A 14533-nucleotide genomic window follows, 5' to 3' on the forward strand; every position below is an offset into this window, starting at 1 on the left:
TGCCCGCGATGAGGCCGGGCGCTTCAACCACGATATTTTTTTCTTGCAGAGACTCCACATGAGACTGTCCCGCTTCTTCATCGACCCCCCCCTGAGCCTCGGCGATCACGAGTTGCCCGAAGCCCAGGCCCATTACATCGGCCGTGTGCTGCGTATGGCCGAGGGTGATGCGGTGCAGGTGTTCGACGGTTCGGGCCAGGAGTTTCGCGGCAGCCTGGCTGAAGTCGGCAAGAAGCGCGTGCGGGTGCAACTGGACGAGCAGTTCGCCGGGCAGCCTGAATCACCGCTACGCATCCACCTCGGCCAGGGCCTGTCCCGGGGCGAGCGCATGGACTGGGCGATCCAGAAAGCCACCGAGCTGGGGGTCAGCGAGATCACGCCGATTTTCAGCGAACGCTGCGAAGTGCGCCTCAAGGACGAACGCGCCGACAAACGCCTGCTGCATTGGCGCCAGGTGGCGATCAGCGCCTGTGAGCAATGCGGACGCTCGACCGTACCGGTGATCCATCCACCGATGCTGCTGGCCGACTGGCTGAAACAGGCCGATGCCGAACTGAAGCTGGTGCTGCATCCAGTGGCCGAGCCGCTGGTCAGCCATGCCAGACCCGCGACGCTGGCGTTCCTGATCGGGCCTGAGGGCGGTTTGTCCGAGGCCGAAGTCGAACAGGCCCAAAACGCCGGTTACCACGCCGCCCGCCTCGGCCCCCGGGTGCTGCGCACCGAAACCGCGCCGGTGGTGGCACTGGCGGTGGCGCAGCAGTTGTGGGGGGATTTCTAGATCCGCTCAAGTTTCACTGTGGGAGCGAGCCTGCTCGCGATAGCGGTGCATCAGTCAATTACCTCTTGATCGACACGCCGCCTTCGCGAGCAGGCTCGCTCCCACAAGGGTTATTGGCGGTGCCGGTTATTGCACCGGATCACTCACAGGCCTGGCAAAAATCGCCTTCAGCTCGCTGGTCATCGGGAACTCCAGGTTCAGGCCCTTGGGGGGAATCGGTTTCTGGAACCAGCGCTCATAGATGGCGTTGATCTCACCTGACTTGTACAAATCCCCCAGGGTCGCATTGACCAGCGCCAGGAACTGCGGATCGTCCTTGCGCACCATGCAGCTGTAGATTTCCCGCGATTGTTCCTCGCCCACCACGACCCATTTGTGTGGGTCGCGGGCCTTGGCTCGTTCGCCATAGAGCAGCGCATCGTCCATGTAGAACGCCGCCGCCCGGCCGGTCTCGAGCATCTGGAACGCTTCGCCGTGGTCCTTCGCACTGATGACGAACAGGTCGGCCTTGTTGTCCTGGTTGTAGCTCTTGAGGAAACGTTCGTTGGTGGTGCCGGCGGTGGTCACCACGTTCTTGCCGCGCAAATCGGCGAAGCTGTGGATGCCACTGTCCCGGGCCGTCAGCAACTGGCCTTTCACGTAGATGAAACCGTAGGAAAACGCCACTTGCTTCTGCCGCTCGGCCGTTACCCCGGTGGAGCCACACTCCAGGTCGACAGTGCCGTTCTGCACCAGCGGGATGCGGGTCTGGGAAGTGACCAGGTTATACTTCACGTCCAGTTGCGGCAGTGCCAGTTGGGTCTTGATCCGCTCGACGATTTTGTTTGCCAGGTCCACCGAATAGCCCATCGGTTTGCCGCTGCTGTCACCTATGTAGGAAAACGGCACCGAGGCGTCGCGATATCCCAGAGTGATGCCATGGGTGCTGGCGATTTTCTCCAGCGTGCCGCCCGGAGGCGCTTGAGTGGCGTGGACAGGGGCGCTCAACAACAGGCTCAGGGTGTAGCCGATCAACGTGATTTTTTGCATTGTTATTCTCCGTTGCGGGTGGGTCAGGCGGCGCGGGGCGTGAGGCCCTGCAAGTCAATGGACGGTGTACGCTGGCGGATCAGTTCGCTGAGCAGGCGAGCGCTGCCGCACGCCAGGGTGAAGCCCAGTGCCCCATGGCCGAGGTTGAGCCAAAGGTTGCGATAGCCGCTGGCGCCGATCAGCGGCACGCCGCTGGGCGTGGCCGGACGCATGCCGGCCCATTCGATGGCGTGCTCGTAATCCCCGGCCAGGGGGAAGGTTTCCCGGGCCTGGCGCTTGATCAGGGCCAGGCGCCGCGGGTCCGGCGTCGGGTCGAAGCCGACGATATCCACCATCGCCGCGACTCGCAAATGTTCGCCGATTCGCGCATAGACGATCTTGCGGTCATAGTCGGTAATGCTCAGGTCCGGGGCCCGATGCACTGCGCCAATCGGCACGGTCAGGCTGTAACCCTTGAGCGGATACAGCGGCATTCGCACCCCCGGCAATGCCAGGGCCGCACTGCGGTGACCGGCAGCAATTACCAGGTTGTCCACCGGCAAGCGCTGCCCGCCCAACTCAATGGCCTGCACCTGCCCATCGGCGTGGCCAATGCTGGTCACCGTCTGCCCCAACAAGAATTCGCAGCGCCCCGACGCCTGCAGGCGTGCGGCCAGTCGCTGGCAGAAAGCGTGACAATCGGCGACCTCCTCGTCCGGCGTGTAGATCCCGCCCACCCATGGCATGCCCGCCAGTGCCGGCTCCAGGCTCGCGCACTCGGCGGGCCCTAGCACCTGCTGGTGCACGTTGTCCGCCAGTCGCTGCCGGGCATGCTGGAAATGGGCGGCATCACGAAACGTCACCAGCTTGCCGTTGCGCCGCCAGCCGAAGCCATCGAGACGATCGTCTTCGCGCCAGTCCTGCAAGGTGGCCTGGCTCAGCAGCGCCAGGCGCAACAGATGGGCGCCGTTACGCCGGTTGACCGATGTCCGGCACGCCGCGATGAACGCAGCCATCCAGCGCCATTGGGCAGGGTCCAGGCGGGGCCGCAACCTGAGTGGCGAATCCCCGCGCAACATCCACCCGAGCGCCTGCCAGGGCACCCCGGCGTCAGCCAGGGGAGCGACGTAGCGATAGGACAATTGGCCGCCGTTGGCAAAACTGGTTTCGCTGCCCAGCGCGTCCCGGGCCTCCACCAGCGTCACGTCGATACCGTCGCGAACCAGTGCATAAGCCGTCGCCAACCCGACCACGCCACCGCCGATGATGCACACCCGTTGCCCCATGTCCGTCTCACATCCGTTTCCGATCAGCTGAGGTTAGGGGCAGGTGACAGGTTCGGAACAATGAATAAAGATGGGGCACCTATAAACAAAGGTTATGGGGCTGCGATGCGCCTTCGTCACATCGAGATATTCCAGGCCATACGCCAGGCCGGCTCCATCAGCGGCGCCGCGCAGTTGCTGCACGTTTCCCAGCCGGCGGTGACCAAGGTGCTGCAGCACGCCGAGCAGCAACTGGGATTTGCCCTGTTCCTGCGGGTGCGTGGCAAGTTGCAGGCCACCCCCGAAGCCCTGGAGCTGGAGCGCGAGGTCGACAAGGTCAGCGAAAGCCTGCAAGGCGTCCGACGACTGGCCCAGAGCCTGCGCCGCGAGCCCGGGCATAACCTGCGTATCGGCGCGACCCCGGCCCTGGCCCTGTCACTACTGCCGGCGGCCATTCATCAATGGACAAGGCGCTACCCGGACATCGTCTGTGAACTGTCCAGCGCCCACAGCCGTGAGCTGGTGCAGAACCTGCTGATGCGCGAGATCGACGTTGCCCTGACCTTGCAGCCGCCCGATCATCCGGGGCTCAAGGCCCAGGCCCTGGCCAGCGGAGTGCTGGTGGCGCTGGCGCCGAAGGGGCACTGGAGCGATGCGGCGGTGGGTAAACCGATGTCACTGCAAGAACTGGCCGGCGCGCCGCTGATCGGCTTGTCCAGCGCCGACCCGCTCTCGGCCCGGCTGGACGGCTATCTGGAAGCGGTGGCCCCCGCACCGCGCATCAGCATCGCGGTGCAGACCTATTCCCTGGCCCGAGCGATGGTGGAATCCGGTGCCGGCATGACGGTGATCGACCCGTTCACGGCCCTCGGTGCCTCGAAGACCTGCACGGCGATCCGACCGTTGTCGCCACCGCTGCCCATCTCGCTCTACGCCGTGACCCGGGCCAATGAAGCGCCGGTACACACCCTGGGCACCCTGCTGGAGATTTTCGCCAGCCAGGCCCAGGAGCAACTGGATCGGCTGTTCACGTCTACCCGCTAAAGCACGTAGAACAGGATCGCCACGAAGTGCAGCAGGCTGCCGGCGATCACAAACAGATGCCAGATGCCATGGGCGTGGCGCAGTCGCTTATCGAGGGCGAAGAAAATGATGCCCACGGTGTACAACACCCCGCCCGAGGCCAGCCAGGCGAAACCGGTGCTGCCCAGGGCCGCCAGCAGCGGCTTGACCGCCACCAGCACGATCCAGCCCATCACGGCGTAGATCACGATCGACAGGATCCGTGCTTCGGACCGCGGCTTGATCTCTTGCAAGATGCCGATCAACGCCAGCCCCCAGACGATCCCGAACAACGTCCAGCCCCAAGGCCCACGCAGGGTCACCAGGCAGAACGGCGTGTAGCTGCCGGCGATCAGCAGGTAGATCGAAAAATGATCGACCTTCTGCATGATCGCTTTTTTGCGCCCGCGCACACTGTGATAGACCGTCGAGGCGCTGTACAGCACCAGCAGGGTAAACCCGTAGATCGCCACGCTGACGATCTTCCACGGATCGCCGGCCAGCCCGGCGAGCACCACCAGCCACACCCCGCCGATAAACGCCGCGATCGCCCCGACCAGGTGGGTCCAGGCGTTCAGTCGTTCGCCGTGATACATCGATTCCTACCCCTCCATGATGAAACAGCCGCCAAGGCTCAGGCCTGCGGCGCAAAAGTGCAATGGTTTGCAGCACTCGTCGATCCATCAATCATCTGTGGGGAGGGGATTTAGCGAAACGTCGCACCGCCCCGCTGGGGCGTGTAGCGGCCCTAAACTCTGTATCGCGACTCAACCCCCATGGCGAGCGCTTCGCACTCGAACGGGGATAAATCCCCTCGCCACAGCAAGCTCCCTCGCCACAGGAAATCTCCTTTGCATCAGGTCGATTGAGGCACAATCGGATGACACGAATGAGAGCCCGCCCCATGCTGATCGACGAAGAATTGACCCTGAAGAAACTCGAGGTGTTCCTGGCCTTCATGCGCACCGGCAACCTGGCGCGGGCGGCGGCGGAGTTGCAGACCAGCAACGTCAGTGTGCACCGGGCCATTCATTCGCTGGAAAGCGCCCTGCGCTGCCCGCTGTTCAAGCATGAAGGCCGCAACCTCACACCGCTGGAAAGCGCCTATGTGCTGGAAGAACGCGCGCAGAAGCTGATCCAGGACGTGGTCGAAAGCGTACGCCTGACCCGCGAGGCCGCCGGGTTCTCCGCCGAGCGCTTCAAGTTGGGCTCGCTGTACTCGCTGACGGTCAAGACCGTGCCGCAATTGATCATGGGCCTGAAGATCCGCCGCAGCGAACTCAACATCGACCTGATCATGGGCTCGAACATCGACCTGCTGTACAAGCTCAAGAACATGGAAGTCGATGCGATCCTGGTGTCCCTGGACGACAGCGTCAACGACCCGGACTGCGAGCAGATCGCCCTGTTTTCCGACGATATCTTCCTCGCCACGCCGGCCGACTCACCGTTTGCTCAACGCAGCGAAGTCGACCTGGCCGAAGTCCGTGACGAGACGTTCATCACCCTGACTCAGGGCTTCGCCACTCATCAGGACGGGGTGCGGGTATTCAGGCAGGCGGGGTTCGAGCCGAAAGTGGCGATGCAGGTCAACGACATCTTCACCCTGCTGAGCATGGTCAGCTCCGGGGTGGGTTATGCGTTGCTGCCGGGCAGAATTGCGGCGGTGTACGAGAACCGGGTGAAACTGATCCCGCTGCAGGAGAAATATCGTTTGCAGCAGCACATCGGCGTGGTGTTCCTCAAGGCCAAGGAGCGCGATCCGAACCTGCTGGCGTTATTGGCCGAATGCCGGATGTATGCCAATCGCCAAGCCATCCCATGATCGTCCCCACGCTCTGCGTGGGGACGCGGTCCGGGGCCACTGCAGCCTGCAAACTAGCCCAGCAACCCACGCATGATCAGGAACAACACCGAAGGCCCCAGCAAACACCCCAGCGCGGTATAGAACGCCGCCGTCAGGCAACCATACGGCACCAGCTTCGGATCGGTCGCCGCCAACCCGCCGGCCACGCCACTGGAAGTGCCCATCAACCCACCGAAGATCACCGCACTGCGTGGGTTGTTGAGACCAATCGCCGGTGCTACGAAAGGCGTCGCCACCATTACCAGGATCGCCTTGATCAACCCTGCGGCAATGGACAGCGCCATCACCTCGGAACTGGCGCCAATGGCCGCTCCGGTGACCGGTCCGACGATGTACGTGACCGCCCCGGCGCCAATGGTAGTCAGGCTCACTGCATCGGCGTATCCGAAAGCCATCGCCACACCCACGCCGGCAATGAACGAGGTGCCCACGCCGACAAACAGCGCCACCACTCCGACGAAACCGGCGCGCTTGAGCTCCTCGACACTCACTCCAAACGCCGTGGCGACAATGGCAAAGTCCCGCAGCATGGCGCCGCCCAGCAAGCCGATTCCGGAAAGCAGTGGAATGTCCACCACCCCCTTCTGCCCACCGGTCATCGCCCCACCGATGTACGACAGTATCAGCCCCAGCAGAATCGCGATGGCCGAACCGTGCAGACGGCCCTTGGTGAACGTGTTGCTGATCCAGTACGAGACCCACATGGTGATGCCGACAACCGCAAAACCACTGATCAGGCCATAGCCGGTAATTACTTTCATCATTGATTCGTACATGGCGATCACCCTGCCGTCTTCACGGAAACGTCGGCTTCAGGCCCTTTGTTGCCGATGCGCACCAACACCGGCACCAACGCAAAGGCAATCACCACCGCCAGGGTCCCGGCCAGAATCGCCATCGGCCCGCCCTTGAGGGCGCCATAGACGTTTTGCTGGGCCGCCATGGCAACCACGATGGGAATGTAGATCGCACTCCAGAATTCCACGCCGGCTTCGGATTTGCCCTTGAACAGACCGCGCTTGTTCAAATAACTGCCCAGGCCGATCAACAGCAGCATCGCAATGCCGACGCCGCCGACATTAGCCGGCACGCCGATCAGTTTGCCCAGCAGCTCACCGATGAAAATACCCGCCAGGGTACAAAAGGCCAGAAACGCCACACCGTAAATAATCATTGTCGTAGTCCTCAAAGTGCATCGTCGAAGTTGTTGTTTTTGTGCTTCGCCAGCTTGAGTCGGTGATCTAGGGTTGGCGGCTTCCCTCCTCTGCGAGCAGCGCTTGCAGGGTATCGAGCCGGGCACCGTCGAAGGCCATGACAGTGCCCTGCTCGAACACCCGGCGTGCCAGCCCGGTCAACACCGCACCGGGTGGCAGCTCGATCTGCAAGCGCACGCCGCGCTCATAGGCACTTTGCACCGTGCCGCGCCAATCGACGACGCGGCACATGTTGAAAGCCAGGTCGTCGCGCAAGGCGTCGGGCTTTGTCATTGGCCGGGCGCGACTGCCGCTGAGATAACCCAATGCCGGGGCTTGCAACGGTACGTCGGCAAAGGCCTCGGCCAATGTTCGCGCCGGCCTCTCCAGCAACGGGCAATGGGACGGCACGCTCACCGCCAGGCGACATGCCTTGCCGGCGCCCTGGAGGCGTGCGCGGCTGGCAACGACCGCCATGGCCTCGTCGCTGCCGGCAATGATCACTTGGTGATCGGCATTGATGTTGGCCAGGTAGACCGGCGCTGCATCGCTGTGCACCTGGGCCAGCAACCCTTCCACGACGGCGAGGTCCAGGCCTATGATCGCGGTCATGCCGTAACCTTGTGGATAAGCCTGCTGCATCAGTTCGCCACGCAGGCTGACCAGTCGCAACGCATCCTCGAACCCCAGCGCCCCCGCCACCACCGCGGCCGGATACGCGCCGATGGACAGCCCCGCCACGTAGTCCGGCGCCGGGGCTTGTTCCAGCAGGCAGCGTGACGCCGCCACACCGGCGATCAACAGGCACAACTGCACGGCGCGGGTCGATTGCAAGGCCTCGGCGCTGTCCAGTTGCAGTACGTCTTCACCGAGCACATCGCTCGCCTCGGCCAACACGTACGGCGCCAGGCCATGGAGCATGCCCGTCCGCTGCGCACCCTGGCCGGGAAACACCAGGAGGCTGCTCATGCGACTTGCTCCAGCGACGACTGCCAGGGATTGCTCACCAGCCGAGCCTGGATGTCATCCTTGAGCAGGACCCGGCGTGACGAACCCGCCCATTCGCGCAGGGCCACAGCGCCGAATGGGGTCTGCAACTGCATGTCCACGGCGCACACCGAACCATCCAGTTGCGCCAGCAAGTCCCTGGCCTGATTGCGATCCATCAGCTGTGGCGTGCGCAGAATCAGGTCCAGGTCGCTGCACTCATGCAATGCCTCGATGCCGCTGGCGAGTTCGAACCCGGCGCTGCCGCTGATGCCCCAGGTCCAGCCGCAGGCGTCGAGCATCGGCCGCAGGCGAGACAGCACCTGCAGGGCCGGCAAATCCCGCTGGCAGTCGATGTGGCACAGGTCTTCCGGGCGCACCCGACGCTGGATCGCCGAGCGCGGCATCAACGCGGCGTAGCGCTGCTCCCGAGTCCGGCCACGAACGCCCACCGCCACCTGTCCCGGCGCCGTCAGCGCCCGTCGCACCACCACCGGTTGCCCGAGGCCGAGGGCCTGCACAGCCCACGCCGGCGCATCCAAAGTCAAATACTGCGGGGTCATCCCCCACAGCAGGTCGTGGGCCAGGAAGGTGCTCACCACTGCGCACTCAGCAACTGACGAACATGGCTGGACGCGGCCCGATGGGGCGCGCCCAGGCGACTGCTCAAGTTCCGAGGCGCACCGGCCACGTCGTTGATCGCCTGTTGCAGGCAGTGGCTGACCCGGGCCAGATCGTTCGCCGATGGCTGTTCGATCTGCTCCACCGACAGGGTTTCCCACAGCAGCCCCAGACTGGCATAGCTGTCGATGTCATAGGCCATCGGCGGCACGCTGGCGGCCAGGGCTTCGAGCTCTTCGATGCTGCGCAGGGTCACCCGCGCCGCCGAGGCCTTGCCCATGGCGTGGACCATCACCCCGGGATCGCGCAGTGCAATCAGTCGGTTGGCCTGGTAGCCGTGGGCCAGGAAGGCCCCGGACATCGCCTTGCCCACCAGCAAGCCGATCACCGGGTGACCGGCCAATCGGGCACGGGCGTAACTGTCCGCCGCACCGGCCAGCGCCTGATGGATGCCCAGGGCTTCTTCCCGGCGACCATAAGCCTGGCTGGGCACATCGACGATGGCGATCAGCGCACGCTTGGCGGACGCCTCACGGTCAGCCTCGATGGCGTCATCCACCGCCTTGGCCAGGCCCCAGCCCTCCAGCAGGCCGACCTCACCGTTGCGCGCTCGGGGAAAACGATTATCGGGATCGGCCACCACCGCCAACAGGCGCACGGTCTGCCCGCTCAAGCTGGCGTCGGCGACTTTCACCGAAGCGGGCAATCCTGCCAGCGGCTCGGCGCCACCACTCAAGGCTTCGAACCAGCGCAAGCCTCTCAATGAATACGAACTCATGGGCGTTCTCCCTGATACAACTGGCGAACCGCTGCGGGTTCGATCTGCATGTCAGTGTCCAACCGGGCCAGACGTTGCAGGAACCACTCGGCCTGGCCGCTGCGGTGTTCGGCGGGCACGCCCAGGTGCAACAACTGGCTGACCTGCTGGCGGATCTGTTGCACATCATCGGTTGCATAACGATCCACCAACCCGCTGGCGAAACGCTGCTCGCCACCGGTCAGACTCCAGATGAACGGGCGATCCCGGGCGTCGTATTCCTCGATGCCGGCTTCCTGCTCGATCACTTGCGGGCCGTTCAATCCCAGCCGCGCTTCCTGGGTCACCAGCAGATAACTGCACAGCCCGGCGGCGATGGACATGCCGCCAAAGCAACCGACGCTGCCAGCCACCACACCGACCACCGGCTGATACTGGCGCAGGTCGACAATGGCCGAATGAATCTCGGCGATGGCCGCCAACCCGAGATTGGCTTCCTGTAAACGCACGCCGCCGGTTTCCAGCAGCAGCACCGCACGGGTCGCAATGCCCTTGCGGTTGTCCTCGGCGGCCAGCTCCAGGGCGCCGGCGATCTTCGCCCCACCCACTTCGCCAAGGCTACCGCCCTGGAACGCACCTTCGATGGCGGCGAGCACCACCGGCAGGCCGTCGATGCTGCCCTTGGCGATCACCACGCCGTCGTCGCTTTGCGGCACCACGCCTTGACGCAGCAGCCACGGCGACATGACTCGCTGGAACGGGTCAAGCAGTTCGCGAAACGTGCCGTCATCGAGCAAGGCCCTCGCCCGTTGCCGGGCGCCGAGTTCGACGAAGCTGTGCTTGTTGAGCAACGCTGCACTGTCAGTCATGGCCGATCTCCTCGAAACCTTGCTCCAGGCGCAAACGCACCACGCCAGGGGTCGCGCCGAAATCGTGAATGTCGATGGACAGCGCGGGCGGCACCTGGCCGTCGAACATCCGGCTGAAGAGATGCCGCCAGCGTTGTTCGCTGCCATTGACCGAGGTCTGCACCTGGATGGTCAGCTTGCCTGCCAGTCCCGGCTCGATCAGCACTTCCAGGTCGCCCGAGCCGACACAGCCCACCAGCGCCCGGCCCCGTGGCGGCTGCCCGGCGGGGAATTCAAAGGATAAGGTTTCCATCAGCAAACTCCCTGGATGACGCTATCACCCGACTCGATACGGTCGATGAACAGACAGGCCGCGAGCAGGTCGGCGGCACCACCGGGCGAGGCGTTCAATGCAATCAGTTGTTGGTCCAGCGCGTGCAACCGGCGGCGGCCGTCGAGGCTCGCACTGCCACCGGCATCCAGTACCGCCTGGGCGCCGGTCTGCATGGCCTGCAAACCGGCTTCGCCGGCGCGGTACAGCACGCAGGTGTCCGCCAGTTGGGTCATGATCGCCAGCAAGGCATCGAGCCGGGCGTTCTGCTCGCCATGGCCCTGGGTGCGGCTGCGCCTGAGTTGCGGCAGTGCGCGTTGCATGATCGAAGGAAAGCCAAGCTGCGCTTCTTCCCTTGCGCCGCGTGCGCCATAGCGCTGGGCCACTTGGGCGCCATGGCTGAGGGGTCTTGGTGCGTAGCGATCTTCCAGCAGCGCCAGGCGTGCCGCGCGCAAGGTGACGGCGCTGGCCGTGCTGGATTCAGCTTCCAGCGCCGCAGCAGCCACCAGCAGGCCCAACGCCCAGATCGCGCCACGATGAGTATTCACGCCGCCGGTGGTGGCAAGCATCGCCGCTTCGCCTTCACGACCGATGCGCCCGAGGGCTTCGCGCAGCGGCAGGCCCACCTCGCCGAACGCCATCGCCGCGTCAGCCATTTCCTTGAAGGCGGGCCACAAGGAAAGCGCCGAGGCATGCATCAGTCCCAGGTGCAGATCGGTATGGGCGCCATTGCCGCGGCGGTCCACCAGTGCCGGCTTGGGCGACAGGTCCGCTTCGTCGATCAGCGCATCCACCGCCAGGTCCGCCAGCCGTTCGGCCAGGGTCAGGGGTTTCGGTTGCAGGTTGTGTGCGCGCATTACCAGCTCCTGAACTTGGCGGGTGGGTTGTAGAGGCCGCCGGACCACTCCACCAGGTCGGCCACGCTCTTGGCGGCGAGCAATTCGCGGGTGGCGTCGGTGCGGCGGATGCCGAGGTCTTCGGGCAAGGCGATCAGCCCTTCGCGGCGCATGCGGGCAGTGTCTTTCGGGTTGTGGCGCAGGCCAATGGCGGTGACCCCGGCAACCGCTGCGATCATCGCCTGGCGCTCTTCCAGGGAACGGGCCTTGTACAGATAGGCGATGCCCTCTTCGGTCAACAGATGAGTGACGTCGTCGCCGTAGATCATGATCGGCGCCAGCGACATGCCGGCTTTCTTCGCCACGTCCACCGCATCGAGGGTGTCGACGAACGTTGGTTTGCCGCCCTCCTGGAAGGTCTCGACCATCTGCACCACCAGCTTCTTGCCGCGTTCGAGCAGCGGAGCCTCGCCGTCGCCGTGGCGCATGTCGAGCCAGGCCGGGGTGCCGTGACGGCGACCACGGGGGTCGTGGCCCATGTTCGGCGCACCACCAAAACCGGCGAGTCGGCCTCGGGTGACCGTTGAGGAATGACCGTCGCCATCCACTTGCAGGGTGGCACCGATGAACAGGTCTACCGCGTACTGGCCGGCCAGTTGGCACACCATGCGGTTGGAGCGCAGCGAGCCATCGCGGCCGGTGAAGAACACATCCGGCCGGGCGGCGATGTAATGCTCCATGCCCAGTTCAGTGCCAAAGCAGTGCACGCTATCGACCCAACCGCTTTCGATGGCCGGGATCAACGTCGGGTGGGGATTGAGGGTCCAGTTGCGGCAGATCTTGCCCTTCAGACCAAGGGATTCGCCATAGGTCGGCAGGATCAGCTCGATGGCGGCGGTGTTGAAGCCGATGCCGTGGTTGAGGGACTGGACGTTGTGTTTTTCGTAGATCCCACGGATCGCCATCATCGCCATGAGCACGTGCACAGGCTTGATGTGGCGCGGGTCGCGGGTGAATAGCGGTTCGATGTAGAACGGCTTGTCGGCCACCACCACGAAATCCACCCAGGACGCCGGGATGTCCACGCGTGGCAAGTCGCTGACGTCATCCACCAACTGGTTGACCTGGACGATGACGATGCCATCGCTGAAAGCCGCCGGCTCGATCAACGCCGGGGTGTCTTCGGTGCTGGGGCCGGTGTAGATATTACCGGCGCGGTCGGCCATGAAACCGGCCGAGAGCACCACGTTGGGAATCAAGTCCACCACCAGCCGGGCGTAGAGTTCGATGTAGGTGTGGATGGCGCCGACTTCCAGCAAGCCGTCTTCCAGCAATTGGCTGATGCGCAGGCTCTGGGTGCCAGCGAAGGAAAAATCGAGTTTGCGGGCAATGCCGCGTTCGAACAGGTCCAGGTGCTCGGAGCGGCCGACGCTGGGCATGATCATGTGCAGATCGTGCAGCTTCGAAGGATCGGTCTTGGCCAGGGAGCGCGAGAGGAAATCCGCCTGCTTCTGGTTGTTGCCTTCCAGCACCACACGGTCGCCGGGCTCTATCAAGACCTGCAATGCCTCGACGATCCGGTCGGTGGGCAATACCACGCCATCGACCATGCCCTTCACCTGTTCGAGACGCCGCTGCTTTTCGCCGCGCCGCCGCGTCCAGCGCGAGTCGGGGGATATTGTTGTTGTCATGACCACTCCACGGGTTCGCTGTCGTGGGGGTTACCTTAGGAGTGATGAGGCGGGGGCATCAATCAAGCTCGACGGCGGATCGTTACGCTTGGAGTAATGGTTGGAATCTGTGTGGGAACGGGTGTACGCGGTATTCCTGCATGCGCGAGCCCTGTGGGAGCGAGCCCGCTCGCGATGGCTGTGGGTCAGCTTGTATCTGTTCTGAATAGGCCGCCGCTATCGCAAGCAGGCTCGCTCCCACAGTGCATGTGGTTAACCTCATGATTGTTGTGATGAAGACCCTCTGTGGAAGGGCCGCTTTGGCCTGTCAATCCTGACAGTAGCCAATCCGCCATTTGCAGCGCCGAATAGTTGCGCTGCGATCTCCAATGTCCGGCCCCACGGACAGGATCAAAAGCGCATGCGATGGGAGTAATAAAAATGAAGAAGTTTGAGGACTTCACCGACTTTAAAGAAGGTAACTGGAACGGATGGCAGAATGGCTCGGGAATTCGACCCGGTGGCGAGCTCAAGACCGAAAAAGGCACGAATACGTACTGGTCCGGAAAGCTGGAAAGATCTCCGGATCACCCTCTAGGCCTCCAGCCCTCTCTCTTTAAAGAATTTGTCTTTCAAGAGGATGAGGAGCGCAAGGCTCAGTATCAAGTAACGTTCGACTATCGCATTCATCCCCTGGAGCCGGGAGAAGCGAAAATGATCGCAATCACGATTACCACAGAAACAACAAGACAACTGGTCAATAACTGGACGGAGCCCGACGCTGAACTCAATCAGTGGCACTCGGTAACCTTGGGCTTTATCGGTCACATTTTCGCAGATAGCTCGAAGCAGATCTGGATCTGTACGCGAGGCGGTTCAGACTTTGAGACATTCCGTAAGGTGGACATTGATAACATCCGGGTTCAACGGGTCTCCTTGCAGTATGAATAATCCGTACATGAACCCTGTCGTCGCGAGGGTTGATGCGTCCAATCCCGATTGATCTCTGTGTGGGAAGCCTGCTCACGATTGCGATGACTCAGACAACCTTTTCGTCGACGGTTCCGACGCCTTCGCGAGCAGGCTCGCTCCCACAGGGTTTGTAGTTGAGTTCAGATTTCGGGGCTTGCGCCAGGATCAGCAGATGTCCATCAGTCGCCGAACCCGCTCCAGCAGTTCCAGAGCATTCTCGATCAGTTGAGCGAGAAGCTCATGATCTTCATCCACATAGCCTTCGTATTCGGATGCATCGCTAAGAGAGAGATGATCCATGGTGAAACCATGAGTCCCAAAAAGGGAACGTTAGGTCC

The 14533-nt window shown here is 63.3% G+C and carries 17 protein-coding genes; 4 read left to right on the plus strand and 13 right to left on the minus strand.

Features of this window, described 5'->3' with window-relative positions:
• Positions 1-58 precede the first annotated feature (58 nt).
• Complete coding sequence (locus N005_RS17805) at positions 59-778, plus strand: 16S rRNA (uracil(1498)-N(3))-methyltransferase (protein ID WP_047702419.1); 720 nt, start codon at positions 59-61, stop codon at positions 776-778.
• Positions 779-904: 126 nt separating this feature from the next.
• On the opposite strand, the gene N005_RS17810 is transcribed toward N005_RS17805, so the two are convergent.
• Together N005_RS17810 and N005_RS17815 are read right to left on the minus strand one after the other, a co-directional pair.
• Positions 905-1807, minus strand: a complete 903-nt coding sequence (locus tag N005_RS17810) for a transporter substrate-binding domain-containing protein (protein WP_047702420.1) — start codon at positions 1805-1807, stop codon at positions 905-907.
• Between the two features lie 23 nt (positions 1808-1830).
• Positions 1831-3072, minus strand: a complete 1242-nt coding sequence (locus N005_RS17815) for a D-amino acid dehydrogenase (RefSeq protein WP_047702421.1) — start codon at positions 3070-3072, stop codon at positions 1831-1833.
• A gap of 105 nt (positions 3073-3177) precedes the next feature.
• On the opposite strand from N005_RS17815, the gene N005_RS17820 reads away from it, so the two are divergent.
• A complete protein-coding gene (locus N005_RS17820; protein WP_047702422.1) occupies positions 3178-4095 on the plus strand; it encodes a LysR family transcriptional regulator in 918 nt (305 codons plus the stop codon).
• Here N005_RS17820 and trhA read toward each other — a convergent pair.
• A complete protein-coding gene (trhA, locus tag N005_RS17825) occupies positions 4092-4709 on the minus strand; it encodes a PAQR family membrane homeostasis protein TrhA (protein ID WP_047702423.1) in 618 nt (205 codons plus the stop codon). The two genes, N005_RS17820 and trhA, sit on opposite strands and share 4 nt — an antisense overlap.
• A gap of 308 nt (positions 4710-5017) precedes the next feature.
• On the opposite strand from trhA, the gene N005_RS17830 reads away from it, so the two are divergent.
• On the plus strand, positions 5018-5938 hold the full coding sequence (locus N005_RS17830) for a LysR family transcriptional regulator (RefSeq protein ID WP_047702424.1): 921 nt from the start codon (positions 5018-5020) through the stop codon (positions 5936-5938).
• Positions 5939-5991: 53 nt separating this feature from the next.
• Here N005_RS17830 and madM read toward each other — a convergent pair whose 3' ends face one another.
• The 9 genes from madM to mdcA all read right to left on the minus strand — a co-directional run bounded on the left by madM (position 5992) and on the right by mdcA (position 13244).
• A complete protein-coding gene (gene madM / locus N005_RS17835) occupies positions 5992-6756 on the minus strand; it encodes a malonate transporter subunit MadM (protein WP_047702794.1) in 765 nt (254 codons plus the stop codon).
• 5 nt (positions 6757-6761) lie between these two features.
• Positions 6762-7154: a malonate transporter subunit MadL gene (gene madL, locus N005_RS17840; protein WP_047702425.1), complete on the minus strand. Its 393-nt coding sequence runs from the start codon at positions 7152-7154 to the stop codon at positions 6762-6764.
• Positions 7155-7221: 67 nt separating this feature from the next.
• The gene (mdcH, locus tag N005_RS17845; RefSeq protein ID WP_047702426.1) at positions 7222-8142 is read right to left on the minus strand and encodes a malonate decarboxylase subunit epsilon; all 921 of its coding nucleotides are present in this window, start codon (positions 8140-8142) and stop codon (positions 7222-7224) included.
• Positions 8139-8762, minus strand: a complete 624-nt coding sequence (locus N005_RS17850) for a malonate decarboxylase holo-ACP synthase (protein WP_047702427.1) — start codon at positions 8760-8762, stop codon at positions 8139-8141. The genes mdcH and N005_RS17850 overlap by 4 nt, the downstream gene beginning before the upstream one ends.
• On the minus strand, positions 8756-9559 hold the full coding sequence (mdcE, locus tag N005_RS17855; RefSeq protein ID WP_047702428.1) for a biotin-independent malonate decarboxylase subunit gamma: 804 nt from the start codon (positions 9557-9559) through the stop codon (positions 8756-8758). Before mdcE ends, N005_RS17850 begins: the two co-directional genes overlap by 7 nt.
• Positions 9556-10407 (minus strand): biotin-independent malonate decarboxylase subunit beta, encoded by an 852-nt coding sequence (locus N005_RS17860; protein ID WP_047702429.1) that lies wholly within the window; start codon positions 10405-10407, stop codon positions 9556-9558. Before N005_RS17860 ends, mdcE begins: the two co-directional genes overlap by 4 nt.
• Positions 10400-10699: a malonate decarboxylase subunit delta gene (locus N005_RS17865; RefSeq protein WP_047702430.1), complete on the minus strand. Its 300-nt coding sequence runs from the start codon at positions 10697-10699 to the stop codon at positions 10400-10402. Before N005_RS17865 ends, N005_RS17860 begins: the two co-directional genes overlap by 8 nt.
• A complete protein-coding gene (locus N005_RS17870) occupies positions 10699-11574 on the minus strand; it encodes a triphosphoribosyl-dephospho-CoA synthase (protein ID WP_047702431.1) in 876 nt (291 codons plus the stop codon). The genes N005_RS17865 and N005_RS17870 overlap by 1 nt, the downstream gene beginning before the upstream one ends.
• The gene (gene mdcA, locus N005_RS17875; RefSeq protein WP_047702432.1) at positions 11574-13244 is read right to left on the minus strand and encodes a malonate decarboxylase subunit alpha; all 1671 of its coding nucleotides are present in this window, start codon (positions 13242-13244) and stop codon (positions 11574-11576) included. Before mdcA ends, N005_RS17870 begins: the two co-directional genes overlap by 1 nt.
• Before the next feature lie 420 nt (positions 13245-13664).
• On the opposite strand from mdcA, the gene N005_RS17880 reads away from it, so the two are divergent.
• Positions 13665-14174: a hypothetical protein gene (locus tag N005_RS17880; protein ID WP_055137796.1), complete on the plus strand. Its 510-nt coding sequence runs from the start codon at positions 13665-13667 to the stop codon at positions 14172-14174.
• Positions 14175-14360: 186 nt separating this feature from the next.
• Here the strand turns inward: N005_RS17880 and N005_RS29810 are convergent, their stop codons facing one another.
• Positions 14361-14495, minus strand: a complete 135-nt coding sequence (locus N005_RS29810; protein WP_265086332.1) for a hypothetical protein — start codon at positions 14493-14495, stop codon at positions 14361-14363.
• Positions 14496-14533 lie beyond the last annotated feature (38 nt).

This window comes from Pseudomonas mediterranea CFBP 5447, from assembly GCF_000774145.1.
GTDB lineage: Bacteria > Pseudomonadota > Gammaproteobacteria > Pseudomonadales > Pseudomonadaceae > Aquipseudomonas > Aquipseudomonas mediterranea.

What these genes read in the sequence shown, in the direction of transcription:
- N005_RS17880 (WP_055137796.1), top strand. Translation starts at nt 13,665, where the DNA reads ATGAAGAAGTTTGAGGACTTCACCGACTTTAAAGAAGGTAACTGGAAC.
- mdcE (WP_047702428.1), bottom strand. Translation starts at nt 9,559, where the DNA reads ATGAGTTCGTATTCATTGAGAGGCTTGCGCTGGTTCGAAGCCTTGAGT.
- N005_RS17865 (WP_047702430.1), bottom strand. Translation starts at nt 10,699, where the DNA reads ATGGAAACCTTATCCTTTGAATTCCCCGCCGGGCAGCCGCCACGGGGC.
- N005_RS17830 (WP_047702424.1), top strand. Translation starts at nt 5,018, where the DNA reads ATGCTGATCGACGAAGAATTGACCCTGAAGAAACTCGAGGTGTTCCTG.
- madL (WP_047702425.1), bottom strand. Translation starts at nt 7,154, where the DNA reads ATGATTATTTACGGTGTGGCGTTTCTGGCCTTTTGTACCCTGGCGGGT.
- mdcH (WP_047702426.1), bottom strand. Translation starts at nt 8,142, where the DNA reads ATGAGCAGCCTCCTGGTGTTTCCCGGCCAGGGTGCGCAGCGGACGGGC.
- madM (WP_047702794.1), bottom strand. Translation starts at nt 6,756, where the DNA reads ATGTACGAATCAATGATGAAAGTAATTACCGGCTATGGCCTGATCAGT.
- N005_RS29810 (WP_265086332.1), bottom strand. Translation starts at nt 14,495, where the DNA reads ATGGATCATCTCTCTCTTAGCGATGCATCCGAATACGAAGGCTATGTG.
- N005_RS17805 (WP_047702419.1), top strand. Translation starts at nt 59, where the DNA reads ATGAGACTGTCCCGCTTCTTCATCGACCCCCCCCTGAGCCTCGGCGAT.
- N005_RS17815 (WP_047702421.1), bottom strand. Translation starts at nt 3,072, where the DNA reads ATGGGGCAACGGGTGTGCATCATCGGCGGTGGCGTGGTCGGGTTGGCG.
- mdcA (WP_047702432.1), bottom strand. Translation starts at nt 13,244, where the DNA reads ATGACAACAACAATATCCCCCGACTCGCGCTGGACGCGGCGGCGCGGC.
- N005_RS17810 (WP_047702420.1), bottom strand. Translation starts at nt 1,807, where the DNA reads ATGCAAAAAATCACGTTGATCGGCTACACCCTGAGCCTGTTGTTGAGC.
- N005_RS17860 (WP_047702429.1), bottom strand. Translation starts at nt 10,407, where the DNA reads ATGACTGACAGTGCAGCGTTGCTCAACAAGCACAGCTTCGTCGAACTC.
- trhA (WP_047702423.1), bottom strand. Translation starts at nt 4,709, where the DNA reads ATGTATCACGGCGAACGACTGAACGCCTGGACCCACCTGGTCGGGGCG.
- N005_RS17870 (WP_047702431.1), bottom strand. Translation starts at nt 11,574, where the DNA reads ATGCGCGCACACAACCTGCAACCGAAACCCCTGACCCTGGCCGAACGG.
- N005_RS17820 (WP_047702422.1), top strand. Translation starts at nt 3,178, where the DNA reads ATGCGCCTTCGTCACATCGAGATATTCCAGGCCATACGCCAGGCCGGC.